The organism is Paenibacillus dokdonensis (assembly GCF_004916975.1).
In the GTDB taxonomy this organism is placed as follows: Bacteria; Bacillota; Bacilli; order Paenibacillales; family Paenibacillaceae; genus Paenibacillus_AQ; species Paenibacillus_AQ dokdonensis.
The window spans coordinates 743,145-769,660 of sequence record NZ_STGQ01000003.1 but is presented as its reverse complement, the minus strand read 5'-3'; the positions used below and the strand labels follow the sequence as shown (position 1 = coordinate 769,660).

The 26,516-nt window shown below is 48.0% G+C and carries 22 protein-coding genes and 2 pseudogenes; 19 read left to right on the top strand and 5 right to left on the bottom strand.

Annotated features, from left to right (window positions below):
- The first annotated feature begins 96 nt into the window (after window positions 1–96).
- From E6W40_RS27730 to corA, 4 genes are all read left to right on the top strand, one after another.
- Window positions 97–1,203, top strand: coding sequence for a DUF3048 domain-containing protein (locus E6W40_RS27730; RefSeq protein WP_136608801.1), 1,107 nt, complete (start codon window positions 97–99; stop codon window positions 1,201–1,203).
- Between the two features lie 235 nt (window positions 1,204–1,438).
- Window positions 1,439–2,053 carry a DUF47 domain-containing protein gene (locus tag E6W40_RS27725; protein WP_136608800.1) on the top strand — a complete coding sequence of 205 codons (615 nt, stop codon included), beginning with the start codon at window positions 1,439–1,441 and terminating at the stop codon, window positions 2,051–2,053.
- 15 nt (window positions 2,054–2,068) lie between these two features.
- Window positions 2,069–3,061, top strand: coding sequence for an inorganic phosphate transporter (locus tag E6W40_RS27720; protein WP_136608799.1), 993 nt, complete (start codon window positions 2,069–2,071; stop codon window positions 3,059–3,061).
- Between the two features lie 183 nt (window positions 3,062–3,244).
- Window positions 3,245–4,204 carry a magnesium/cobalt transporter CorA gene (gene corA / locus E6W40_RS27715; RefSeq protein ID WP_136608798.1) on the top strand — a complete coding sequence of 320 codons (960 nt, stop codon included), beginning with the start codon at window positions 3,245–3,247 and terminating at the stop codon, window positions 4,202–4,204.
- Window positions 4,205–4,499: 295 nt separating this feature from the next.
- Here corA and E6W40_RS27710 read toward each other — a convergent pair whose 3' ends face one another.
- The gene (locus E6W40_RS27710; RefSeq protein ID WP_136608797.1) at window positions 4,500–5,063 is read right to left on the bottom strand and encodes a hypothetical protein; all 564 of its coding nucleotides are present in this window, start codon (window positions 5,061–5,063) and stop codon (window positions 4,500–4,502) included.
- 667 nt (window positions 5,064–5,730) lie between these two features.
- Here E6W40_RS27710 and E6W40_RS27705 point away from each other — a divergent pair.
- From E6W40_RS27705 to rlmD, 4 genes are all read left to right on the top strand, one after another.
- Window positions 5,731–6,021, top strand: coding sequence for a YerC/YecD family TrpR-related protein (locus E6W40_RS27705; protein ID WP_136608796.1), 291 nt, complete (start codon window positions 5,731–5,733; stop codon window positions 6,019–6,021).
- Between the two features lies 1 nt (window position 6,022).
- Complete coding sequence (locus E6W40_RS27700) at window positions 6,023–6,787, top strand: sirohydrochlorin chelatase (RefSeq protein ID WP_136608941.1); 765 nt, start codon at window positions 6,023–6,025, stop codon at window positions 6,785–6,787.
- A 196-nt stretch (window positions 6,788–6,983) separates the two neighbouring features.
- Complete coding sequence (locus E6W40_RS27695) at window positions 6,984–7,865, top strand: diacylglycerol kinase (RefSeq protein WP_136608795.1); 882 nt, start codon at window positions 6,984–6,986, stop codon at window positions 7,863–7,865.
- A gap of 601 nt (window positions 7,866–8,466) precedes the next feature.
- A complete protein-coding gene (rlmD, locus tag E6W40_RS27690) occupies window positions 8,467–9,999 on the top strand; it encodes a 23S rRNA (uracil(1939)-C(5))-methyltransferase RlmD (RefSeq protein WP_136608794.1) in 1,533 nt (510 codons plus the stop codon).
- A 265-nt stretch (window positions 10,000–10,264) separates the two neighbouring features.
- On the opposite strand, the gene E6W40_RS27685 is transcribed toward rlmD, so the two are convergent.
- Window positions 10,265–10,852 (bottom strand): dihydrofolate reductase family protein, encoded by a 588-nt coding sequence (locus E6W40_RS27685; protein ID WP_136608793.1) that lies wholly within the window; start codon window positions 10,850–10,852, stop codon window positions 10,265–10,267.
- Between the two features lie 75 nt (window positions 10,853–10,927).
- A pseudogene (locus E6W40_RS27680) lies at window positions 10,928–11,887 on the bottom strand (sigma-70 family RNA polymerase sigma factor); the annotation flags it as partial.
- 414 nt (window positions 11,888–12,301) lie between these two features.
- Between E6W40_RS27680 and E6W40_RS30205 the strand changes: the two are divergent.
- The 5 genes from E6W40_RS30205 to E6W40_RS27655 all read left to right on the top strand — a co-directional run bounded on the left by E6W40_RS30205 (window position 12,302) and on the right by E6W40_RS27655 (window position 16,697).
- Window positions 12,302–12,559 (top strand): MarR family transcriptional regulator, encoded by a 258-nt coding sequence (locus E6W40_RS30205; protein ID WP_411832790.1) that lies wholly within the window; start codon window positions 12,302–12,304, stop codon window positions 12,557–12,559.
- Window positions 12,560–12,878: 319 nt separating this feature from the next.
- Complete coding sequence (locus tag E6W40_RS27670) at window positions 12,879–13,808, top strand: tRNA dihydrouridine synthase (protein ID WP_136608939.1); 930 nt, start codon at window positions 12,879–12,881, stop codon at window positions 13,806–13,808.
- A gap of 190 nt (window positions 13,809–13,998) precedes the next feature.
- Window positions 13,999–14,274, top strand: coding sequence for a hypothetical protein (locus E6W40_RS27665; RefSeq protein ID WP_136608791.1), 276 nt, complete (start codon window positions 13,999–14,001; stop codon window positions 14,272–14,274).
- 253 nt (window positions 14,275–14,527) lie between these two features.
- On the top strand, window positions 14,528–15,235 hold the full coding sequence (locus tag E6W40_RS27660; RefSeq protein ID WP_136608790.1) for a class I SAM-dependent methyltransferase: 708 nt from the start codon (window positions 14,528–14,530) through the stop codon (window positions 15,233–15,235).
- A 232-nt stretch (window positions 15,236–15,467) separates the two neighbouring features.
- Window positions 15,468–16,697 (top strand): multidrug effflux MFS transporter, encoded by a 1,230-nt coding sequence (locus E6W40_RS27655; RefSeq protein ID WP_136608789.1) that lies wholly within the window; start codon window positions 15,468–15,470, stop codon window positions 16,695–16,697.
- Window positions 16,698–17,041: 344 nt separating this feature from the next.
- Here E6W40_RS27655 and E6W40_RS27650 read toward each other — a convergent pair.
- Window positions 17,042–17,221, bottom strand: a pseudogene (locus E6W40_RS27650) (IS3 family transposase); the annotation flags it as partial.
- Between the two features lie 10 nt (window positions 17,222–17,231).
- A complete protein-coding gene (locus E6W40_RS30585) occupies window positions 17,232–17,357 on the bottom strand; it encodes a transposase (protein ID WP_425464965.1) in 126 nt (41 codons plus the stop codon).
- A gap of 356 nt (window positions 17,358–17,713) precedes the next feature.
- Here E6W40_RS30585 and E6W40_RS27640 point away from each other — a divergent pair, with 356 nt between their 5' ends.
- The 6 genes from E6W40_RS27640 (at window position 17,714) to E6W40_RS27615 (ending at window position 26,381) form a co-directional block, all read left to right on the top strand.
- Entirely contained in the window at window positions 17,714–20,326 is a 2,613-nt protein-coding gene (locus E6W40_RS27640; RefSeq protein WP_136608786.1) for an S-layer homology domain-containing protein, read from the top strand.
- Window positions 20,310–21,215 (top strand): GNAT family N-acetyltransferase, encoded by a 906-nt coding sequence (locus tag E6W40_RS27635; protein WP_136608785.1) that lies wholly within the window; start codon window positions 20,310–20,312, stop codon window positions 21,213–21,215. The genes E6W40_RS27640 and E6W40_RS27635 overlap by 17 nt, the downstream gene beginning before the upstream one ends.
- Before the next feature lie 582 nt (window positions 21,216–21,797).
- On the top strand, window positions 21,798–22,442 hold the full coding sequence (locus E6W40_RS27630; RefSeq protein ID WP_136608784.1) for a TetR/AcrR family transcriptional regulator: 645 nt from the start codon (window positions 21,798–21,800) through the stop codon (window positions 22,440–22,442).
- A gap of 117 nt (window positions 22,443–22,559) precedes the next feature.
- The gene (locus E6W40_RS27625; protein ID WP_136608783.1) at window positions 22,560–24,878 is read left to right on the top strand and encodes an ABC transporter permease; all 2,319 of its coding nucleotides are present in this window, start codon (window positions 22,560–22,562) and stop codon (window positions 24,876–24,878) included.
- 4 nt (window positions 24,879–24,882) lie between these two features.
- On the top strand, window positions 24,883–25,641 hold the full coding sequence (locus tag E6W40_RS27620; protein ID WP_136608782.1) for an ABC transporter ATP-binding protein: 759 nt from the start codon (window positions 24,883–24,885) through the stop codon (window positions 25,639–25,641).
- Between the two features lie 170 nt (window positions 25,642–25,811).
- A complete protein-coding gene (locus E6W40_RS27615; protein WP_136608781.1) occupies window positions 25,812–26,381 on the top strand; it encodes an SF0329 family protein in 570 nt (189 codons plus the stop codon).
- The last annotated feature ends 135 nt before the right edge of the window (window positions 26,382–26,516 follow it).

Here is a 26,516-nt window from a genome sequence, read left to right as displayed (position 1 = left end):
CAGCGGACACAAGGAGCAGCGGACACAAGGAGCAGCGGACACAAGGAGCAGCATTCACAAGAAGCAGGGAGAACCGTTAAGGGGGAAATGTAATATATGAAGAAGAGTAACAGGTTAAGAAAAGGATGGGGGTTCAAGCTTGGGAGCAGCTTGATCTGCCTTACATTATTGGGGTCAATACTCGTATCCTGTGGACAGCCCAAGGCGGATCCGCCGAAAGCGCCAGTCGTGGAGGAGCAGACGCCTCCGGATGAGCCGGCGCAGGAAGATCCGATTTCATCAGGAGAACCGCAGACAGCTTACACAGCGCCGTTGACCGGACTGCCTCTGGATCAGCCTGTAACGACGCGTCCACTGTCCATCATGATCAACAATGCGCCGGCTGCGCGGCCGCAGTCCGGACTCACTCAGGCGGATATCGTATATGAAGTGCTGGCCGAAGGTGGGATTACGCGTTTGATCGGTATTTTCCAGAGCAAGGGGACCGACGAGACCATCGGGCCGATCCGCAGCATCCGTCCTTATCTGATCGATATCGGCGAAAGCTATGGCGGTGTCCTAGTGCATGCGGGCGGCAGCAATGATGCCTATGCGATTTTGCAGAAGCAGCATAAGGAAGATCTCGATGAAATCGGCAACGCAGGGGCATACTTTTGGAGAGACAAGTCGCGCAAGGCTCCGCATAACCTGTATTCGAATGCAGACAAGCTCCGTGAGGGTGCTGACAAGCATGGCTATAAAAAGGATGTAAACATACCCTCTTATAAGTTCCGTGCCGAGGATGACATGCCAGAGGGCGACAATGCTTCGGGTGTGGAAATCACCTTCCTGCTCAAAAGCTATAAGGTGTCCTACCAGTACCATGAGGCCAGCAAAGTATATCTGCGCTCCATTAACGGCAAACCGCATATTGATCTGAATACGAATCAGCAGCTCACTGCTGCGAATGTGGTTATCTTGGGAGCGGATCATAAGACACTGGATGATGTGGGCCGCCTTGCCGTAAACGTCGTTTCGGGCGGAGAGGCTATTTTGCTGCAGCGGGGGAAGGTCATTAAGGGACAATGGGTGCGTGGTAAGGGTGATGTCATCCGCTTCGTGAAGAACGGACAGGAAGTGCCGCTGTTCCCGGGTACGACGTATTTCAATATTGTACCGAATGCGCCAACCTTCGACAGCCATGTCGAAATTCATCAGTCATAAGGCTGGGAGCTTATATGAATTATGAAAATGCTGGTAACGGAACATCCAGCCCTTGGATAATTCTGCGTATGAATGGGTAATTATAAGTAAGAAATCCTGAAATGGCCTTTACATTCCGTTAAAATAGAAAGGTGCTTATCTTTACAAAGTGTGTCACGGATTGATAAAATAACTAGGGTTGTCATTTTTCTGTTTTTCGCGCGTTCACGGCAATTTTAAGTAAAGGGGTTATCGTATGAAATTGAAGAAAAAGGACATATTTTTCCAAACTTTGGAGAATATGGCCGATACGATTGTACAAGCTGCCGATTATTTCGCTCAGCATGTAAACAATCTCCAGGATGTACTTCTTTTTGCCAATGAAATGAAAAAGTTTGAGTCGCAGTGTGACGAATTTACACACACCATTATTACGGAACTCAACAAAACGTTTATCACGCCGATCGAACGCGACGATATCATGGATTTGACGACCACGTTGGATGATGTAATGGACGGGCTGGAGGCTTGTGCTTCTCGCTTCGATATGTATCATTTGCCGGATCCTGACGATTATATCGTACAGTTTGCGGAAATTTTGCGGCAATCGGCTTACGAGATTCAAAAAGCTATTCACCTGTTATCCCAGAAAAAGCTTCTGGCGATCCGTGAATATACGATCCGGTTGAACGATCTGGAGAATCAGGGCGACGAACTGCTCCGTATCTGCATTAAAGAGCTGTTCGCGAAAGTGAAGGATCCGATCGAGCTGATCAAACGCAAAGAGATTTACGAACGGCTGGAAACAACCACAGACGCATGTGAAGATGTGGCCAATATGCTGGAATCGATCATTATGAGCAACTCGTAAGGGGTCTACTAAAACATGGATACATCATCATTTTTCGTTATAGGCATTGTTATCTTCCTTGCGCTGGCGTTTGACTTCATTAACGGTTTCCATGATACAGCCAATGCGATTGCTACCTCGGTGTCGACTCGTGCGCTCAAGCCGCGTACGGCGATCATTCTGGCAGCATTCATGAATTTCCTCGGCGCCATTCTCTTCACGGGTGTTGCGAAGAAAATCGGCGGCAGCGTTACGGATCCGACAACGCTCGATAATGGCCTGGAAGTGGTTACCGCCACATTGCTTGCTGCGATTATCTGGAATCTGGCGACCTGGTGGCTGGGCATTCCGTCCTCCTCCTCGCATGCGCTGATCGGTGCTTTGGCCGGTGCGGTGTTTGTTGGAGCCGGTTCGGATCACCTCAAATGGAGCGGGTTCATTGAAATCGTGGAAGGACTTTTGCTGTCTCCGCTTATTGCATTTGTCATCGGTTATATTATCATGACGATCCTCAAATGGATTTTTGCGAAGAAGAGTCCGCATACCGTCAACAAAGGCTTCCGCACCATGCAGATCCTTACGGCTGCAGCGCAGTCTTTTACACATGGTACGAACGACGCGCAAAAGGCCATGGGGATTATCACCTTTGCTCTCGTCACTTCCGGACATCTGGATAGTCTCGAAGTACCGCTTTGGGTTAAAATTGCGGCAGCGACCTCGATGGCGCTCGGCACTTCCATTGGCGGCTGGAAGATTATCAAGACGATGGGCACGAAAATTTTCAAAATCGAACCGATTCACGGTTTCGCGGCTGATTTCACATCCGCTTCCGTCATCTTCGGCGCAACTTTGCTGCATCTGCCCGTCAGCACAACCCATGCGGTAACCTCCGCCATTCTCGGTGTAGGCAGCGCGAAGCGTTTTTCCGAAGTGAAATGGTCGCTGGCTGGACGAATCGTCATCACTTGGTTTATTACGATTCCGATTTCCGCCATACTGGCAGGTATTATTTTTAAAATATTATTTTAGACAAAACAATAGGAATAGAGTGGAGGCCAATCGAATAGGTTGGCTTTTTTGTATGCCCGAAAACGGATGATTTCGTGATAAGACTGCTGATAATGTACAATAGAAGGTACCTAAGAAGGTCGGGATTTTGCAATTCAGATGATGTATGCAAAGTCTTCAGGTGAAAGGGGTCCGCAAATACCGATGATACGTACGCTGGCTATAACCCGCTCGCATGAGGTGGTGACCGGAATTCCGCTGGAGGAGATTCAGCCGGAGGATTACGCCTGGATGTGGGTGGACTTCAATGCACCAACGCCGAAGGAATCGGCGCTTCTGACTACATATTTTCATTTTCATCCACTGGCGGTGGAGGACTGCCTACATGTGCTGCAGCGCCCGAAGCTTGATTATTATGATGAACTGCAGTTTTTCGTGCTGCATGCGCTCGAACCGGATACCCTGCATGTGGAGGAGGTAGATCTGTTTCTGGGGCAAAACCTCATCGTCTCCTTTCACAATAAAGAGCTGCAGGAAGTGGATGAGGCGTGGACGGAGATTATCCAGCATGCCCATGACCGTAAAATCTGGTCGCGTGGACCGGTCTCCTGCGCCTATAACGTGATGGATAAGCTGGTAGACAAATATTTTCCCAGCGTATTCAGTATCGAGGATGAGCTGGCAGAGCTGGAGAACCGGGGGAGCACGGAATCCGTCGAGGACCTGATGAACCAGGTATTCGATCTGCGGGGACGCCTGCTGAAGCTGCGCCGCACCGTGGTGCCGATGCGGGACTTGATGTACCGGATCGTGAACTCCCAGCATGTCCAAAGCAATAACGAGCATAAAGTGTATTTTGGAGATATTTATGACCATCTGTTGAAGCTGACCGACATGATTGAGGCGGACCGCGAAATGACGGCGGATCTGCGGGACAGCTATATCTCGCTGAATTCCAACCGGATGAATTCGATCATGAAGACGCTCACGGTCATTACGACCGTATTCATGCCGCTGACGCTGATCGCGGGGATTTACGGGATGAACTTCACCAATATGCCGGAACTGGCCTGGAAATTCGGTTATCCGGCTGTCCTGCTGCTGATGTTCGTGCTGGGTGGCGGCATGGTGCTGTGGTTTCTCAAGCGGGGCTGGTTCAAGTAAGAATTGCCTGTAGAGAGGACAGATTTCTTTTGTATGCCAATGAAAAAAAGGGGCTCACGCCCCTAGAAATCTGTACTACATTCATCATGCGAATTTGTCTCATACTTATTAGTGAATAGAAAGACCATGTTTTCGGGATGCAGCGGCTAGATAATATGCTTGTGTGAGGGGATCAGCAGGTTGATTCTTCGCGGATACCAACTTCTTGATCCCGCATGAGAAGCTTCCGATGACTGCGTTCAGTTGTCTGTGAGGATGGGAGGAAGCTCAAAAACTGTTCTTCTTATGTGTCTGGTTAGCGCCGCTTTTTGCCGGAGGATGGTTTCGACTTTCCGGAACGGGAAGCGGTGTTTTTGCGTTTGCTGGAAGAGGATTTCTTGTTTGTGTTTTTTCTCTTCCGGCGTCTGCGTTTACGGGAATCTCCGCTGGAAGCACTGTTGGTTTTGCCTTTGCCGAAGAAGAGCTTGAACATCGGTGCGACCTGCTGAACGCCGGTCATGACCTTCTGCACCTTCCCGATATTGTTGACGATGCCGTCAATGCCGCCCAGCCGGTCGATAATGCCCTTCAGCTCGCCGATGTTGGCGAGGGAGAAGCCGGTTTTGGCAGCTGCGGCTGCCGGCGCGGCTGCTGCGGTTACGAGCTCTGCCGTTCCGGTCAAAGCCTCGGCCCCTGTTAATGCTTCTGCACCTGCCAAAGCCTCGGCACCCTGGAACGGAACCATCCCCGTACCGGGGCCGGCGAAGTCGTTATAAGGGATACCCGGATAGGGTGAATAGGATGGGTAAGGGGAAAAGGGACCGCCGTTCAGCGAGCGCTGATCGTTTTGAGGCTTGCGGTGATAGTAATGCTCAGGCATGGTATCACTTTCCTTTTTGGGTTGTTTTACTATACTGTATGTCATGGGCAAACATAAGGTATGGACGAATGCCCGGTAGACAGGGATAGGAGCGGAATCGGGCGAATACCCAGAGCATGCGGCAAGAAGAACTTCATACAGGATATGGACCCAGGAGCGCCGGGGTTCTTTTTTTTGCTGAAGTGGAGTTCGCTGACCTTCGGATGTGCTTCATCGTTGCAGTTTGAGGGGACAGGAAAGGCGAAAGAGGCCTTATGAAAGTAACTCTGTAGACGGTCCCGAGTAAGCTGCATTGTAAAATTACCGTTCCAAATCTATACATTACTTCGTTGCTGAGGTATAATTAAAGCGTTTTCATGGCGGCGATGATATTCAGCAGGATTTTGCAGCATTCAATATTCTGATGCTTACCGGACAGAGACCAAGAGAGAACAAACCACTTCGGCTCTATAGATCAACATGCAGAGAGCCGCTATTGGTATGCCTTTTAAATGACTAATATTAGCTAAAATGCGAGATTAAGGATATGTCTGAGGGGCGACGACAGGGGGCTCTATGGCAGTCTGATCTTGTGACTCTGTAGTGCGTGAATTCGTTAATGCTTGAAAAGTCTATACTCGCTCGGGTACAATGAAAATACATAGTAATAGTAGGGGATGATGATTCAGTGCAACTGAAGAAACTTAATGATAAAAGTATAGACCAATTATTCGAGGCAATTTTGACGTTGAAAGACATCGAAGAATGCTACGTATTTTTCGATGACCTGTGCACCGTGAATGAAATCCAGTCGCTGTCCCAGCGCCTGGAGGTTGCGCGCATGCTTGGCAAAGGCAATACGTACAACCAGATCGAAGCTGAAACAGGAGCAAGCACGGCTACCATTTCCCGTGTGAAGCGCTGTTTGAATTATGGCAACGATGGGTATAAAATGACATTAGAGCGTCTTGGACGATAAGATGCGCAAACGAGGCGTACTCGTCATCAGTCACGGCTCAAGGGAACAAGCTTGGGTCGATCTGGTCGATCACGCCATCAATCAGCTGCCGCTGCGGGGAAACTTCCCTGTGGCGGCTTCGTTCTTGGAAATTGTAGAAGGGCGGCTGATTCAAGATGGCCTTGACCTGCTTGAGAGCCAGGGCGTCACAGACATCCTGGTTATTCCGCTGTTCGTATCTTCGGGAAGCACGCATGTGAATGAAATCGCATATGCGCTTGGCGTCATTGATGCTCCGTCCTTTGAGAGCGATCTGGCGCCATTTCGTGTCCATGCGAGAATTCATTACGGCTCGCCGATTGAGCATGGATCCTATGTGGCGGAAATGATCTGGGATAAGGCGAAGGCTGTATCGCAGAATCCAGGGCAGGAGGCGCTTGTCCTGATCGGACACGGCAGCAGCCATGAAGGCTTCCGGCAGCGCTGGGAGCAGGGACTGGCGCGTCTCGCGGAGCAGGTGCGTGAGATCAGCGGACTGGCCGCGACAGACTACGCGCTGCTGCGGCCGGACAGCGTGCGAACCAAAGTGGAATATTGGCAGAAGGAACGCGGGATGCAGGTTATTGCAGCTCCGCTCTTTTTGAGTGAGGGATATTTTATCCGGGAAGTGATTCCGAAGCGCCTCGAAGGCCTGAGCTACCTATATTCCGGTAAAGCGCTGCTGCCGCATCCGCTGTTGACCGCATGGCTCGATGAGCAGATTCAAGACTGGTTAAAAGTGGAATAATAAGTTATATTTTTCTGAACGGGAGTTTTCTTGATTCACCGGAAGCGGATTTTGTGTAAATTCGTTTGACGGCTTTATGCCGTGAATTATTTTATGCAGAAAAATAGCGGTAAAGATTATAGAATGGACTACAGATAAGATACCTTTGGTGATTCTATGGTCATGTGCAAATCCTAAAATAGGTGGCGTATGGTAAATGAAAAGAGCAAGATTGATTTATAATCCCAGCTCAGGCCGAGAGGAAATGAGACGGCGTCTGCCGGACATTCTCCAGAGGCTCGACCAAGGCGGCATCGAAGCCTCCTGTCATGCGACAACAGGTGAAGGCGATGCAACCGCGTCCGCCGCGGATGCGGTGGAGCGCGGATACGATATGATTATCGCCGCTGGCGGCGACGGCACCTTGTATGAGGTCGTGAACGGGATGGCAGGCAAGGAAAATGTGCCTCCGCTCGGCGTGTTCCCGCTGGGAACCACGAATGATTTTGCCCGCGGACTCGGCATCCCAAGGAATTGGGAGGACTACTGCGATCTGGTGATCCGGCAGCAGACCCGTCCGATCGATGTGGGGAAGGCGAATGACCGTTATTTCATCAATATTGCGGGTGGAGGAACATTAACGGAGCTTACCTATGATGTGCCAAGCCGCCTGAAGACGATGATCGGCCAATTGGCTTACTATATTAAGGGTGTCGAGAAAATGGTCAGCCTGTCACCGCAGGAGCTGATCATCAACGCCGAGGGACAGGAGACGATCCATGATGAGTTCATGCTCTTCCTAATCACGAACACGAACTCGGTCGGCGGCTTCGAGAAGCTGGCCCCGGGAGCGCGGATCGACGACGGCCTGCTCGACGTGATTGCCCTCAAGAAATGCAACCTGGCGGAGTTCGTACGCGTTGTTACGCTTGCGCTGCGCGGCGAGCATATGAATGATAAGAAGGTCATATCCTTCCGCACGAGCTCTATGGAAGTCACCTCACCAGGCAAGGTGCTGCTCAACCTCGACGGCGAGCTGGGCGGATCGCTTCCGGGCCAGTTTTCGGTGCTGCATCAGCATTTACGGATTTTTGCGTAGGTGGATGGAAGTTTCGATGAGGTAGATGTGAGTATAAGTGTGATGCGATTTGGAAGACGGCCCACGCGGCCGTTAACCGGTACATACCAGAAGTTCACGTAGGTTAAGATGTCCAGAAGCTGTTCATCGGAATCAAGGGTGGGAGCGGGCATCTTGATCTTTTTTTGCGTTGGGGCGATGTCTGGTATAATAGGATGGATGCAGAGATGGCTCCAGCGTGAGAAGGTATCTGGAAGAGTTATAAGAGATGATTTTGTGTAGAGGGGACCTAATTCCCTTGAGAAATGAAGCAGGTAGGAAACGACGTGTTTCGGATTGAAACTACGTGAATTTGCGTGAAATGACCTCTTTCGCAGGATGGCGATGTTAGTGCTGCATGAAAGATGTCAAAAGTAGAATGTTCTAAAGGGCAGATAAGTGGGATCGTAGGAGATTATCTGTTATAAATCAACGATTATAAATTGACCTTGGAGAGCTTTGGAATTATGGGCTCATAGGGTTCGTATATAGATTGAAACGATGTTGAAGCATAGAATTCAGCGAGAAGAGCAGAGACCACGAATTACTTGAAATATATGAGGAAAGAAGTGACATGAGCAGCATGAATAAGCGACAAAGCCGCCGGAACTCCGGCCGCCGCAGCACCCCTGCGCCAATCACCGGACTGCCAGTGGCGAAGAACGACGAAGCCGTAATCGATATTATCGGGATGAATCATGACGGGGAAGGCGTAGGACGTGCAGATGGATATACACTGTTCGTGGCCGGAGCCCTTCCCGGCGAGAAGGTGCGCGTGAAGGTACTGAAGACCAAGAAGCAGTATGGTTATGCCAAGCTGCTGGAGCTGGTCGAAGCCAGCCCAGATCGCATAGCCGCGCCCTGCCCGATCTACGACCAATGCGGCGGCTGCCAGCTGCAGCATATGGACTATACGGCCCAGCTGTCCTGGAAGCGTCAGCTTGTCGTGGACAACCTGGTGCGCATCGGGAAGCTGCAGGTGAGCGGGGAGCCGGTAGTGCGTCGTGATGGTGCTGCTTCTATCGATGGAGAGCATGTGGATACGGAGGCTATGGGTACAGAGGGTACGGTGCCTGGAAGCGAAGGCATTCAGGTTCATGCCACAATGGGCATGAACGAGCCATGGCGCTACCGCAACAAGGCGCAGGTGCCGATGGGCGTCACCGAAGGCGGCCTGGTCGGCGGCTTCTACGCCCGCGGCAGCCACCGCATCATCGACATGGAAGCCTGCCTCATCCAGCATGAGAGCAACGACGAGGTCGTTGCCCGCGTGAAGGCCATCGGCCGCAAGCTCGGCATCACTGCTTACGACGAGGAGAGTGGCCAAGGCCTGCTGCGCCACGTCGTCGTGAAGGTCGCCTTCCGTACTGGCGAGATGATGATCGTCCTGGTCACTAACGGCAACAAGATCCCGCACGCGGATGAATGGGTTCAAGAGATCCGGGCCCAACTGCCGTCCGTCGTCAGCATCTGCCAGAACGTGAACACGAAACAGACCAACGTCATCTTCGGCGATACTACTCGTGTCCTGTGGGGACAAGAAGTCATTTATGACTATATCGGCGACGTGAAATTCGCTATATCAGCGCGTTCGTTCTATCAAGTGAACTCGGCGCAGACCGAGGTACTTTACGGGAAGACGGTTGAGTATGCACAGTTGACCGGGAAAGAGAAGGTTATCGATGCGTACTGTGGTATTGGTACGATTTCGCTTTTCCTGGCCCAGCATGCTGGTAAAGTGTACGGTGTTGAAATTGTTCCGGAAGCCATTGAAGATGCACGCCGTAACGCGGAACTGAACGGAATGAATAACGTTACGTTCGAGGTCGGGGCGTCCGAGGATGTCATCCCCGCCTGGAAAGAGCAGGGCATAGAAGCTGACGTGATCGTCGTCGACCCGCCGCGCAAAGGCTGCGATCCGAAGCTGCTGGAGACGATTCTAGAGATGAAGCCGGAGCGGGTGGTATATGTGAGCTGTAATCCATCTACGTTGGCGCGGGATTTGCGCGTGCTTGAGGATGGCGGGTACCGGACGGTGGAAGTAACGCCGGTGGATATGTTCCCGCATACGGTTCATGTGGAGTCAGTGGCTCTACTGGTGATGGCAATTTCATAAATCGTGATTGGTCTGGAAGGGGTCGACTCCCCTCACCTACACCAACCTTACTAAAAACGAACACGATATGCTTACCTGGTGGATTTGCAGTAAGAATTGGTTCAACTAATGAAAAGACAGTTAGGCGTTCAAGCTTAACTGTCTTTTCATTCTTGGGACGTATGGAACTACTGTGTTGAATCAATTATAGTATCGGTTGACGGTCCATTGCACATTATCAACTGGGTAACTGTTTGTGTTGACAGTAATGATCTGCCGGGTTGAGCTAGGCTATAGAGGGTCTGTAGGTTACCAAGAGGGAACCAACCTTTAGTGTTTTGACGTCCACGAGACGGAATTCCTTCTGCTCATTAAGATTGTCAAACAAATGCTCACCTACTTTGACCACAACAGGGTGCATGATTATCTGATATTCGTCAATAAGATTTGCGTTTGCCAGTGATCGCACGAGCGTTGGACTACCGAAAATAACAATGTCGCCACCGTCACCATTTTTTAGGTTCTTAATTTGCTCTTCTATATTACTGCCGGTCAATTTTTTTGGAGCTTCAAATTCTCCCCATTTTAGCTTGTCGAGCGGGAGGGCGCCCGTTACAACTAGTTTGTGGGCGTTGTTTATCTTATCACCCAGGCTTGAACCTCGAGTATTCGGCCACTTTCTAGAGAGGTCTTCGTAGGTTCCGCGGCCAAGTAAAATGGTATCAGCTGTCTCGAAAATATTTAATAGATACTGAGAACCTTCCTCAATGCCAGCGCTATTTCTCCAGACTGCCCAGTTGGTTTTGTCCTCGCTTGGGTCGCCAGTGACAACTCCATTAATCGAACTGTGAATGAATAGAATGATTTTACGCATGAACTATCTTCCTTTCTATCTTTGATAATCGTAATTTTGTTTCTCATTTATTTAGACGAAATTAGTTTACGATATTCATCGGTGTATTTGTGCAGGAAGCCCAAATCGGGAAAATAATTTTGAGTTAATGAAATTTTGGACGTGGTATATTTGCTTGTCCTTTATTTCAATCATGTGAATACCCCAGGGTGCCAAGTAGGAGTCCTCACCGCTTGGCACATACTGTGCGAAAGCAGGATAACCCCCATTCGCCATAATTGGCAAAAAACGGGATCCCTCACAATGCCAGCGTGTAAGCGCAAAAAACTTGAACAAATCGTCTTTGCCGCGTACCCACATTGGGAAAGGCGGCATTGACAGACGGCCTTCCTCATGAAACAACGCTACCAACGCATTGATATCAAATTGTTCGAAGGCTTCCACATACCGTGCAAGCAACTCACGATCAGGTTCGACATCCATCATACTAAACTCGTTAGAATGAAGTTTCGCTCGGTCCATCGTTTCTCTGGCTCTTTGTAGAGCGCTGTTAACCGCTGCCGGCGATATTCCTAAAGTTTCAGCGATCTGTTTGGAGGACCATTCGAATACATCCTTCAAAATAAGAACCGCACGTTGACGGGGGGGGAAGATCTGTAAGAGTGTAATAAAACAGAGTTCAAGGGTATCTTTGCGAATGAAAATATCTTCCGGACTCGCCGAGAAATCAGGGGCAGGCCAAATCCAAGCTGACTCGGGAAACTTTTCGCAGAGTTCGACGGTAGGTACCGCTGGGTCGGATAGGTCAACGGGACGCGAACGGCGCTTGGCTTGTCTTAGTTTGTCCAGGCATAAGTTTGATGCAATACGATAAACCCAAGTTTTGAATGAGGACTCCAGCCTGAATGAATGCCAACTTTGCCAAACACGAATAAAGGTTTCCTGAACAGCATCGTCTGCGTCATCGATGGATCCTAGCATTCTGTAACAGAACGATGTTAACTCAGGCTTTAAGTTCTCAAATAACTGAAGCTCTATTGCTGTTTCGTTCATCTTGGCCTCCTTTTGACGGGCGAAATACCTTTTTCACTCACTCCACAGAACCGATCGTCTCCATTTAGTAAGCCACTTATTCGTCTTTAATATTTGGATATTGCTGTGCCTGGGATTATAGTGCCATGCTTTTTATCGTTTTCCCATTTACCGCTCTTAGCAATGTAATCACGATTCTGTTCATTGTTCCTTTGGTTATTTCGAGATTTGCTTCGGGGAACTTGTTTTTCAAAGTGCTGAAACGAACGGCGCTAGAACACACGATGTAAACATGAGTATGATACATCTGGCCAGCTTCGTCTGCCATGCAGTAATAGACAAGTGATGTAATTTGCGCACAGTAACGTATTGAGAAAGATTGACTTTGGTTCCCTTATTCAGCGCTATCACAGTGCCAGTGATCTGTTTAGACGAAAAGTGCTTAGCGAACTCGATCAACTTATAGGTCAGCTGGATGTAGGTGTCACACCGTCCCAATACTATTTGCTTGGTGCAATCCAAGAAAAAGAACCATGCAGTATTTCATCTTTGGCGAAAAAAATGGATGTTACCCCCAGTGCTATTACGGTAATGCTTGATCGTCTGGTTCAGTCAAAATTTGTGTCCCGGTATCATGATGAGAAAGATGGAAGTCAGCTGTACCCACGCATGCACCCCATTTTAGGAAATAAATAATGACCATTATATCCGTTTGCCACCAACAATTCTAGACTTTAACACAGGCAGATAATCTGGCAGATTGGCTGCTTTTTTACATTGGGAGGATAATCAGGGGGGGTGTCCAAACAACGCCCATATGTTCCTGCTACGGTGCATGTGGCGTAGCTTGGTTGGAATTAGTATAATATAAAAGAACGAATTTCTAATTGGGGATTTCGTTCTTTCACTTATTTGGGTCAACTTTCGAAGCTGTATCTATACGAAAGGATTTGAGTTTGACGTGAACCATAATTTTTGGCTTGATTTACCCCGGCCTTTTTTTGTACTTGCACCCATGGAGGATGTGACGCATGTTGTTTTTCGTCATGTCGTGAGTAAAGCAGGAAGACCGGATGTGTTTTTTACAGAGTTTGCGAATACGGAGAGCTATTGCCATCCGGAAGGAAATCATAGTGTGCGCGGCCGTTTATTATTTACCGAGGATGAACAACCCATGGTTGCGCATATATGGGGCGATAAGCCTGAGTATTTTCGAAAAATGAGTATCGATATGGCGAAGCTCGGATATAAAGGGATCGATATCAATATGGGTTGTCCTGTTCATAATGTGGCATCCAACGGGAAGGGAAGCGGCTTAATTCTCCGCCCAGAGGTTGCAGCTGAAATCATCCAAGCGGCAAAGGCAGGAGGATTGCCTGTCAGTGTGAAGACCAGACTTGGTTTCACCAAGGTTGATGAATGGCAGGATTGGTTGACACATATATTGAAGCAGGACATAGCTAATCTTTCGATCCATTTGCGTACAAGAGATGAAATGAGCCTAGTCGATGCGCATTGGGAACTGATTCCTGAAATTAAGAAACTTCGGGATCGTGTGGCGCCACATACGCTGCTCACGATTAATGGGGATATTCTTGACCGTCAAGCCGGCTTGAAGCTAGCTGAACAATATGGCGTGGATGGGATCATGATCGGGCGTGGTATTTTTAAAAATCCTTTTGCCTTTGAAAAAGAGCCGAGGGAACATAGCAGTACCGAATACCTTGATCTTTTAAGATTACAGCTGGATCTGCATGATCAGTATTCCCAGGAATCAGAGACCCGTCCATTCAAAGCTCTGCATCGCTTTTTCAAGATTTATGTCAAAGGGTTTAGAGGGGCAAGCGAACTAAGAAATCAGTTGATGAGCACGGCGTCTACCGATGAAGTACGCACGCTTCTGGACGAATTTGCGGGGCATATGGATGAGGGCAGAGACCGTTAAATGATGTCTTACTTCAATTGCGCTTCAATTAGTGTGATAATGCGAAGTAACTCCATGCCTTAGGGGATGGAGTTTTTTTGCGTTCCACTATGGAGGTGTTTAGCCTTATTGGCTGCGGTTGTGTTGTACTTAATTTAAGGGCAGATTAGTATAATTGTAAGATATTCATGATACATATGGGGGGATGACCTTGAGATACACCGATTATATCCGTCTAAAAACAGGTAGATACCAATCTGTAGGAAAGTTTGGCGATGATATTTACGCGTATGAGGTCTTAACGGGGATCGCCGACACACCGGAATTCCACCAGATTTCTAAAGAGGAATTCGAATCGTTTGAAACTTGGAGCCAGGAGCACATTACGGATCTGAAAAAAATATATGAAATCATTAACCGCCCTGTCATCTGCAGCGGTTACCTGGGAAGAGCGGAGTTGAATACTTCGCTGCTTCGGGATATTTAGCCACAGGAATGGACAAGAAATGGCCGATTCGATGATCTATGAATGCTAATCGGTTTACTGCAGCCATTAAGCTAAAGGCAGATTAGTGAAGTTTTGCTGTCCGGCGTACAGGATATAAAGAACCACGTACTGTACCCGTTTTCTGTGTAAGTTATGTTTTGTGATTATAGGTAATAACTATTAATTCAATATGATTTATATATTTCACCAACAAATGCTTTCCCATTACAATAGTTGAAAAAGAGGTGTTGTTATGGACTCATCCGTCAAAAAGCTGTTCGATGCCATCGCGAGTGGATATGACGAGCAAAGAAAAAAACTGATCCCTTGTTTCGACGATTTCTACGGAATGGCTCTATCCTTAGTTGAAAGTGCTGCTGCCTCACCGAAAATTCTTGACTTGGGGGCGGGTACCGGGCTTTTTTCAGGCATGGTGCTGCAAAAATACCCCAATGCAGAGCTTACGCTCATGGATGTTAGCGACAAAATGTTAGAGGGGGCACGTCAGCGATTCCAGCATAATGAAAGCATTCGGTATATCGTCGGAGATTATTCGAACTATACGTTTACCGAGTCGTTTGACATCGTCATTTCTTCGTTATCCATCCATCATCTCACCCATATGGCAAAACAGCATTTATTTGCTACGATACATCAAGCTCTGCTGCCAGGCGGTATATTTGTTAATGCGGATCAAGTGGCCGGTAATCATCCTGCATCCGATGAGTATTACAGACGACGCTGGCTTGAGCATATTAACGACAGTGGTCTTTCCCGTGAGGCCATTGAAGCATCTGTGGAAAGAAGAAAGCTGGATTTCAATGCCCAACTAAACGATCAAATCATATGGTTGGAGGAAGCCGGATTTCTTGATGTAGACTGCATGTATAAGTATTTGGATTTTGCCGTCTTTTTCAGTAGAAAAGACTCGAGAGTCCCTGGGTCGACGCCACATGTATGAGTAATCAATCAGTAATAAACAAAACACCATGTTTGAGATTCAGGTTTACTTTGCACAACTGGTTGAGCTAACGTGAAACGATAGCTCAATAAATAAACTAAAACACGGCTGCCGGCATCGATTAGCAGCCGTGTTACACTAACGGGCAGAACTGCTCACACTATGTACATTGCCGACGGCGGATGAAACTTAGATAATAGAAACCATACTAGAATCGGGGATTCAATTCATAATGAGAAAAAATAATCAATGGAATGTTTTTAGCTTGGCTTTGTTGTTGGGCTTATTTTCGACGTTAGGCCCATTTACGATTGATATGTATTTACCGGCATTTCCTGAAATCGCAGAAAATTTGAATACAAGCGCGTCACTCGTCCAGTTTAGCCTCACGGCTTGTTTGCTTGGACTAGGCATAGGTCAGCTCGTTATGGGCTCGCTAAGCGATGTCTATGGCAGGCGAAATCCTCTGCTGATTTCCATGGCCGTATATATCATCTCCTCGTTGGCTTGCGCATTCGCACCAAATATTGGATTGCTCATACTATTCCGATTTGCCCAAGGGTTTGCCGCTTCCGCAGGAATCGTTATCTCGCGGGCAATAGCCCGCGACCTTTACAGCGGTCACGAACTCACTAAATTTTTCTCTTTGCTTTTGCTCGTGGGTAATTTAGGTCCACTTGCTGCACCGATTGCAGGCAGCGGCATTCTTTCGTTCACGACATGGATTGGCGTGTTCATCGCACTGGCCCTGCTGGGAATTTACTTATTGGCGATGACAAAATGGCGTTTGAAGGAGACTCTTCCAGCTGAAAGACGCGAAACACCCAACTTCGCAAACCAATTGCGGAGCTACGGGCTTCTCTTGCGCGATCGCCAGTTTGTCGGCTACATGCTGGCACAGGGAATTATGATCGCCGGTGTCTTTGCTTATGTTTCAGGAACGCCTTTTATCTATCAAAATATATACGGCGTCACACCGGCCGTTTTCGCATTGCTTTTCGGATCGAATGGCATTAGCTTGATTATAGGATCGCAATTAGTGGGGCGGATGGCGCATCGTATATCTGAACAGGCATTTCTGCTATTTGGCCTATGTGTGGCCTTATTTGCAAGCATCGTCGTTTTGGTGGTAGCTGTAGTCCATGGTCCACTTTTCACCTTGGTCATACCGCTGTTTTTCTTTGTTTGTTCAATAGGTATTACATCAACTGCAGCATTTCCGCTTGCAATGGAGAGACAGGCCAATATGGCGGGAAGTGCTGCCGCGCTGTTGGGTGTCATACCTTTTCTTCTAGGTGCGGTGGTTGCTCCTCTGGTTGGTATCGCAGGTGAAAACACCGCCGTTCCGCTAGGCGTAATTATTTTAGCGACGAGCACTGCAGCAATGCTCGCTTATTTCGTTCTGGTAAGAAAAGTTCCGCGTGGAGCATCACAACAAGCCCGATCCGAGCCTAATTTTTAGGTCAGACTGAGTTTGTGTAGTTAAGCTATTGAATCTCGATGTGGTCCAAATATACCTGAATTATCAGCAAGAAATGGGTATTGAAATACCGAATTTTAAAGAGAGATTCATTGGGGCTAAGTATTATAATGGATTGATAGGATTACGCTTCTATTCGAAGATGGAGTGGAATGATTCTTATTATGAACTTCGTGATGAGCTACTGAGTTTAATATGATCCTGAAATAGTAACTCATGGTTAAAACTAACGGGAAACGATAACTGAATGAAGATATTTAAAGGCAGCCGGCTTTTTGGTCGGATGCCTTTTTAACTACGGGTAGGTTCATGCAATAGAGCCGTGAGGTAATATCCGTTACCCATTTTTGGTTCGGCTGCTCTGCATGAAACGCTCTGTTCAAGTGATTCTCAGAGATGACATAAGCCTCTTTCTTGCCATAGTAAGGCCCCTTCCTCCGTATGACAGACTGAATTCCCAACTCACTCATAAGTCGCCGTACACGCTTATGATTCACGTGGATTCCTTAAAGTGTCTCACCATCGACGAACTAAGGACTCGTTAATCCCCATTTCTTGTGCTGCGTTTTTATATCCCAACCCTTTTTTAAGGTAGAGGTCGAGTGTCTTTTTCTTGAATTTTTCATCATATGTTTTTCTCATTTCGCCCATAGCCCCCCATAGTTGACAGATTAATCGGCTTGCTTTTTTCTGTCTACTATATGGGGATCATATCAATTCACCCCAGTCTTTTTTATGAGGTGACAACCATTTCGAAGTAGCGACTGACGTATGCTGAATAGTTAAAGGTAAATAATTACATTTTGTCATATGACAAAATGATGACAACCGTCACTATTCAATAAAGCAAACGGACTGGTAATCTGTAAAGTAAGTCACTCTAAGCCTTCGGATTGTGATGATTTTGAGAGAATAGCCGTTTATATTGTCGAAGAATGGATCGTTCTCTGACTAAGTTTAAATAGACAGTTCATCATAACGAAAGAAGGTCAGTATTTTTGAAAAAGAAAAGAAAGATTATCGCCAGTACCATTGCCCTTTCTACGATGTTTAGCCCGATATCGGTCTTCGCGGATACCAACAATGTATCAGTTATCGCCGAGTCGCCTGCCGATGTGCTGCAACAGGTCCGACTCTTGGGACTCATGCAGGGCGACCTGAACGGGGACATGCGTCCGAACGCAGCTTTGACGCGCGCGCAGCTCGCCATGATTCTCTGCAATCTGTTTCATCTAGACATAACTCCGGTGCAGTCTTCCGACTTCTTGGATGTATCTCCGTCCGGCTGGAGCGCGGGAGCGATCCATGCGATTCGTCAAGCCGGAATCATGGACGGATACGGTAAAAACTTCGGTCCCAATGACAAAATCACCCGCGAGCAACTGGCAGTCGTTCTGGTGCGCGCGCTTGGAATTGACGCTCAAGGCAAAGGCGAGAATCTGCCTCCCGATCTTAAAGCATTGACCAGCGCATGGGCGCAGAATGCCGTTCAAACGATCCGCGAATTGGGGTACATGGAACTGAACGGCAGCCCGCAGCAAGAGATGAAGCGCCAAGATATCGCCGCCGTCATCATCAACGTGGTTGATCAGCCGGCAGGGGAAATCCAGATTGGAAGCGGAACGATCAAGATTGGCGGAATCGCTTATGATGTTCCTGATAGGTTGCAAGGGGTGCTGAACGCGGATAACGCCGGGGCATTGAAAGGCTCCAAACTGGAATTCACTCGTGACGGGTTCAAGATTACCGGATTGAAGCGCTTGGAACTGAACGTTGCAGACAGCGTGCTCGACGCGAACAATACGGAACTGACCGCAGACGTAGTCGCCAATGCCAAGGTTGCACTGAAGAACATGAAAGCCACGGGGAAACTGACGGTCAATGGGTCAGCTCTCGATATGGATAACGTAACGTTTACGTTGGTGGAACTGACAGGTTCGGATGTTGCGTTCAGGGCGAAGGGTAAATCTAGCGCAGTTGTCTTGGTTACGGGAGCGAAAGCCTCGATCGGAACCGATGCCGACGCGATCGTGAAGAGACTACAAGTGGGTGAAAGCACATCCTATCTAGAGATAAAAGGTCATGTTCAACAGCTCGAAATCAACGAACCGACACAGGTCAAGATTATTCTTGGTCAAGGGGCGAAGGTGGACAACGTCTTGGTGTCAGCCACCGCGAAGCTGAAAAACTTCTTCGTCGATTACGATAAAATCAAATCCAGCCTCCCCGTCGTGAACAACGGTCCCAATCCCGATCTGAACGCGCCGGTACAGTCCTATAGCAGCAACCCCCAACATAGCAGTAACCCTCAACCGGGTGTGGACAAAACAGCACTAATTTCGAAGATTGCCGAAGCCGACGCGCTCAAAGTCCAACACACCGTCGGCAATAACGCAGGCCAAGTGACGCAAGCGGCATGGGATGCGTTCGCTGCGGCCATTCAAGCCGCGTCAAATGTAAGTTCCAGCGGACAAGCGACCCAGCAACAGGTGAACAGTGCGCTGAGCGCACTGACGCAAGCGATCGCCGATTTTCAAACGGCATACAACCCCCAAGCGAGCGTGGACAAAACAGCACTAAATTCGAAGATTGCCGAAGCCGACGCGCTCAGCGTCCAACACACGGTCGGCAATAACGCGGGCCAAGTGACGCAAGCGGCATGGGATGCGTTCACTGCGGCCATTCAAGCCGCGTCGAATGTAAGTTCCAGCGGACAAGCGACCCAGCAGCAGGTGAACAGTGCGCTGAACGCACTGACGCAAGCGATCGCCGATTTTCAAACGGCATACTCGCAAGAGCTGACCATCTCGTTGGCGCCAGGTGCGCAATTCCCTTTCAATAACGCTAACAGCACCGACGTTACGATCTCCGATTCTTATTGGGAGACGGTACCGGGGACGAAGTACCAATACTCCAAGCGCAACATCAAAGACCTAATTAAGGTTAAACGAGGTACCAAGGAAGAAGCGTTCAAATACGACTCCGGTACCCAATCCTTCTACGTCTATGATCTCACAGATCATGGCACACCTGATCTCAACAATCAGAGAGGGCAGGTTAAGTTGACGGCAACCACAACCGATATTAACCTATCCGGAAATGGGATGTATGGGGTCTTCGTCAGGGCTAGCGACTCAGCCTATGCCGCCACGTCGGCCGCTATCGATTTCGAATTGTTCGAGGGCAACAATTCGAAAGGGAAAGTCAGCTTGCCGATTTTGCTGGACCGCATCTCGCCTGCTTGGACGGGAGGATCCTGGACGTCTGCAAGCGGTTCCGACTTAGCGAAGATCACGGTAAACAGTAATGAGCCGATCTTTATTGCTGGTGTGATTGGCTCAATAGCTTCCGTTCAGGTCGATTACTCGCAATCAGGTGATTTTACGGACACGGTTCAGGTACCTCTTAATCCAACGAACGGGTATACCAAATTCGAAGCGGTCGAAAACGATTTGTTCATTTACATGGCGCAGCCTTGGATTGACATGATGAATCAAACCAAACCGCCGACAGCTGTGAGCAAGTTCCGGATCACCATGAACGGCATCTACGACTACGCGAACAACGAAGCCGCGAATCGGGTCGTCCTTGTCGATGTCCCAGTTTTCTAATTCGCAGCCGGTCGTCGTTCAAGCTTTTCACGGGGCTGTGCCCATCGCGTTCTTGCGGTTTGCTAATCCGGAGGCTCGGCTTCTTCTACAGCAGCATCCGTCGTCCTTCGTTGCGGCGGGGGCGTTTCGGGTGGAGGGGGCGGTTAGGGTACCTGTGGGACTGGCTGTGGCGCGACAGGAGGAAGGTTCGGCCGTTGCGCATCTGCTGTCGGTTTCCGTGAAGGAATCTGAACGCCGTCAGGGCATCGGCCGTCGTCTGCTCGGCACATTGGAAAGCTTCCTGAGAGAAAGAGGCATACGGACCGTACTGGTCGAGTACCTCGAACAGGCGGAGCCGAGTTCGGGCGCGGCCGCATATCTGGTCGATTGCGGTTATGAGACGCCGAAGCCGGGCATCTTGGTTTGGAGCGGACCGGTCGAGATCATCCGGAGCTATTCGTTTATCGATCGAGTTCCGTTGCCGGACTCGTTTGAAATGGCTGCGTGGACGACGCTCACGCAAGCGGAGCGGATGTTTATACATAAGGGGGTGGGCGACTGGGTGCCGCCCAACTTCTCCCCCTTCGAAGACGAAGACTCGATCGACCCGGAACGAAGTTTGGTCTTGCGGCACCGGGGCGAGGTGGTCGGTTGGATGCTGGTCGAATCATTCGATGAGCAGACCGTATTGTTCAAGACGATGTTCGTCCATCGCCGCTTCCAACGCACGGGGCGCGGCATCGCGTTAATCGCGCAGGCATGCAGGCGCGTGTTGAACGAGCAGAGGTACACCCACGGCTATTTCTTCGTCGAAGCGGACAATCAGGACATGGCGCGTTTCATGAACAGGCATCTTGATCATCCGGATATGATACGCGAAGTGTTGTGGAGAACGGTCAAGAAATATTGACCGTTCTTTTTGCCGATGCATGCTGAGCGATGCACGAATCTTCTAGCCGATGACAGTCCGGTCGGGAGGCGGTATGGCCTAAAAGAATATGCAGTGAAATCGACCGAGAGCTTGGCTTGCAATCATCGAAACCGGACGAATTGCTGCATATTTCGAACGATCGGTGCAGTAACCGTTCAGGTGCTTTGGCGTATTCATTGTAAAGGAACAAGATAAATAGGAAGAACAACTGCGAAACTTGGGTTGTTCTTTTTTTATCAGTAAAGGTTACGTTGAATCAAGCTGATGAAAGCATACAAATAGGGCAAGCACCTCAGCTCGCGTTCGGTTAGCGATTGTTCAATCGTTTCAAGTGCATGATGCTCTTCTTCCCCGATCTCCTCGTATCCGGCAGCACATAGGAAAGCTCAGGCGCGTATTCTTCTACTGCCGGACGAAAATGGTAGAGAGAAGCATTATACGATGTGAATGTATGGAGAGAACGGCGCCTAACAACAATATAACGTTCTTGACAAAGCAAAATAACATGTTATCCTCAACATAACAGACAGACAGTCGGTCTATTGGGAGGGGTGATGAAAAATGAGGATTGTAAAAGAAGCCGAGGAACGTATAAACGAAATACTGGATGCGGCAGACGAGCTTTTTTTTCAGAAGGGCTTTGATGGGACAAGTACCAACGATATTCTTGAAAAGGTCGGGATTGCGCGGGGAACATTATATCATCACTTCAAATCGAAGGAAGATATTATGGATGCGCTGATTGATCGGTATAAGGTCCGTTTATTAGATGCAGCTCAGGAAATTGCCGCTAACAAGAGCATACCTGTCGTCGAACGTATTATCCAAGTCGTTATGTCATTGAACATAAGTGGCGGAAGCAGCGCAGAAATGATGGAGCATATTCATAAGCCGCAGAACGCACTTATGCATCAGAAAATTCAAAGAGTCATCATTAGCGGGATTACACCTATTCTGGCTGGAGTGATCCGAGAGGGCATTGAGCAGGGATTGTTTAACACACCGTTTCCGTATGAGTGTATGGAGATGGTGGTGATCTATGCAAATACGGTTTTTGATGATGATTACATTGAAATGACGAATGAAGAGCTCGCTGCACGTATGCATGCATTTATCTTCAATATTGAAAGAATGTTGGGAGTAAAGAAAGGAAGCCTCATGCACATCATGAAGATGTTTGACAATAAAACTACTGATAACAGTTGATATATGCACATTGTTTACGGCTGCTGCATCAACACTTATTGTGCGCAGTGGTCTTGCTTCAGAAACATTTATGTATAACTTAAAGTCAGTTCATAAGCCTGAAGACAGAGGTGGCCCATGTATTATCGAATCATACGCAATGACATGTTAAAGAGTAAAGTGATTACGCTGGCAACGATAATATTTGTCTCTGCCGCAGCTATGCTTGTATCTCTCGCCGCGATCCTCGTCGTCAATCTTTCAGGTGCGCTGGACATGCTCATGACACAAGCTAAAACTCCGCATTTTATGCAGATGCATTCGGGTGAAGTGAATACGGCCCGTCTTGCATCATTTGCTGAGCAGAATCGTAATGTCGATGAATTCCAAGTCGTCGAATTTTTGAACATCGATGGCGCTAAAATTATTCTTGGTGATCGTTCGCTTACGAATAGCGTTCAGGATAACGGATTCAGTATACAGAATGAAAAATTCGATTTTTTGCTTGATCTGGACGGCAACATCATTCATGTCTCCGACGGGGAGCTTTATGTTCCAATAAGCTATATGCAAGATCACACGGCAAAGATTGGTGACAAGGCATTCGTAAGCGGCAAGGAATTTACTGTGGCGGGATTCCTTCGCGATTCGCAGATGAATTCTGCGCTTGCCTCTTCCAAGAGATTTCTTCTGAGCACACATGATTACGCAGAGATAAAAAACCTTGGCAGCACGGAGTATCTAATAGAGTTCAGATTAAAGGACATGTCGGCACTCGGCACATTCGAAACCGCTTATGCTTCCGCAGGACTTGAAGCAAACGGACCAACCATTACATATCCGCTGTTAAAAATGATCAACGCACTTTCTGACGGTATAATGATTGCCGTGATCCTTCTTGTAAGTGTTCTGATCGTTGCCATCGCATGGATGTGCATACGCTTCACGCTCCTTGCGAAAATCGAAGAAGATTATAGAGAAATTGGTGTCATGAAGGCCATAGGGCTCAGGGTTTCCGACATGAAGCATATTTATCTTGCGAAGTACGCGGCAATAGCGGCTGTAGGCAGTGTGATCGGTTATGCACTTTCGCTTATGTTTAAAGGTATGCTCCTTGAGAATATTCGCCTGTATATGGGGGATAGTGAACATTCATCTCTTGCGTCGCTGTTCGGACTCATCGGTATACTGCTTATATTCCTTGCTATGATGACCTATGTAAACGGAGTGCTGAGACGCTTTCGGACCCTATCTGCTGCAGAAGCCATACGCTCCGGCACTTCATCTGAAACAAGCGCAGGTACAAAGCGGTTTCGCTTGAGCGGAAACAGATGGTTTAACACCAATGTTTTCCTAGGTATCAAAGATGTTCTTTCAAGGAAAAAACTTTACGCTACAATGCTTGTGGTTCTCGTGATTTCGTCCTTCATCATGATTGTTCCACAGAACCTGTACAACACGATTTCTTCAAAAGGCTTCATTCAATATATGGGGATTGGAACTTACGATATGCGGATGGATGTTCAGCAGACCGATCATATTTCCGCGAAAACATCTGAAATCGTAAACAGCATGAAGAACGACAGTGCTATTTCCAAATACGTCGTCTTAACCACAAAAACATTTAAAGTAAAAACGGAAAACGGATCGGAGGAAAATATAAAAATTGAACTCGGTGATCATTCGGTATTCCCTATCTATTATTCCAAGGGTAGAGCACCCGCTGCAGAAACCGAAATTGCCCTTTCCGCTTTGAACGCCGAGGAGCTCGGCAAAAAGGTCGGCGAACGTATTTCGCTAGCAACTGAGGGTACAGAAAAAACATTAACGGTAAGCGGAATTTATTCCGACATTACAAACGGCGGTAAAACCGCAAAGGCTATATTCGCTGATAACACAGCAGACATGATGTGGTCTGTGATTTGCGCGGAGCTTTCGGATCAATCGCTTGTTGACCAAAAAGCATCAGAATATAAGAACAGGTTTGCTTTTGCAAAAGTTTCCGACATTGATGAATTTGTTGCACAGACGTTCGGAACAACGATAAGCTCTGTCAAAAAGGCATCCTTCGCCTCCATCGTAGTTGCGTTAGTGATCACGCTGCTCATCACTCTGTTGTTTATGAAGCTGCTCATCGCGAAAGACAGATATTCCATTGCCGTGATGAAAGCACTCGGTTTTACGAATTCGGACATAAGGACGCAGTATATTTCCCGTTCTGTTTTCGTTCTAATCATCGGTATTGTTCTGGGCACGCTTCTGGCGAACACGCTCGGAGAGCTGTTAGCGGGGGCCGTGATTTCCTCCTTTGGAGCGTCGACATTTACTTTTGCGATTCATCCGCTATCTGCATACCTGCTCATTCCATTCATGATGATCGGCTCTGTACTGATCGCAACCATCATCGGTTTAACGGGTGCAGGCCAAATAAAAATTTCCGAAAGTATGAAGGGGTAGGCATATGAAGAAGATGATGATCGGTGATCGGATCGTAAAATCTTTCGGTGAGGGCCATGAAAAGCGTAATGTTCTGGGTGGCGTATCCATTGAAATAAACGAGGGAGAGTTCGTTGCGGTTATGGGTCCTTCGGGTTCGGGGAAATCGACGCTCATGTTCGCGCTCAGCGGGACGGACAGCATTGATAGCGGAAAGGTCGTTGTTGACGGGAAGGATTTATCGGCTATTGGGGAGAATGAGCTTTCAGATCTCCGCCGGACGACAATGGGGTTTGTATTTCAGCAGCCAACGATGCTGAGCAATCTGAATATCCTTGACAACATCATTCTTCCAGCCATGCGGGACAACAGGAGAAATGTAGCGAAAATTTCGGAGAAGGCCAGATCGCTTATGCAAAGGGTAGGCATAGCAGAGCTTGAAAAACGTGATATTACGCAGGTTTCGGGAGGTCAGCTTCAACGTGCGGGTATATGCAGAGCGCTTATGAACAGCCCCAGAATTATTTTCGGAGACGAGCCTACGGGTGCGCTCAACTCACAATCCGCTCAAGAGATTATGGACATCTTATCTGAAATCAATGCGGACGGTACGGCCGTGATGCTTGTAACTCATGACGCCAAGGTTGCGGCGCGGACAGAGCGTATTATGTTTATGCGGGATGGAACCATCGTAAGCGAGCTGAAGCTTCCGAAGTATGAAGGAATGGACATGGACGGAAGGATCGAGGTAGTAACGGAGAAGATGCGAGAGATCGGGATTTGATCGTCTAGATTAAATATATAGCAGATGTTGTAACGGAGAGCCTATGTGGAATACCACGCGACTGGCAAATACGGGCTTACCCTTTAAGCAATTTTTATGGGTTGTTTTTTGGCAGGGGGTTATTCATACTGAACTGTAGGCGCAATGAAACGAGATATATAGGAGGAACCATGTCCTGGAGTAAATTAAAGCAGCAGCTGGAGAGTTTTCTCTGTCCTGCGTTAGATGGAAGGGTTGAATACCGTGCAACGGGGTATCGTTATTTACCTGATAAAGCAGGGCTTTGTTATATTTCGGTAGATAAAAAGGATGTACTCCGGATGAGTGATCGAACCAGTTCAATCAGATGGTATGGGGCGGAGCAGGAGATTAAGAATGACCCTGATATTCAAATTCCGATCAGCGATGAGGAAATGGAAGCGGTCAGAAAGGATACCAAGGGGAACGTTCCAGAGGATCGTCTAAAAGTCATTGCAAGAAACAGAAAAATATCAGGATATGCAAAGGAGCTATTGACGGCACAGGCTTCATTAAGCAAATCTAATTTTGTGGCTACAGCTACTAAGTTTTTAGCTGCTTCTATAGAAGAAAGCATGGAGAGCAAGGATATCTTATTGAATATTCTGGCTTTGGTGGACAGACGGGTTGGAAAAAAACGAATTTTAAACATGTCCGGGAAGATGAAGTTAAAGCATCCGATTGTGCAGTATTTTTATGAACTACGGCGCAGTACATGTTGAGATTAAAGGAACCCTACTATTATAAAATGAACTAGAGTTTCACCTCGCTTCGCCTGTATTCCCTATGGGATACAGGCGAATTTCCTTCCCTGTTTCTAGTTCAATTTATATAGCGATGGGTTTTTATATCGTTTA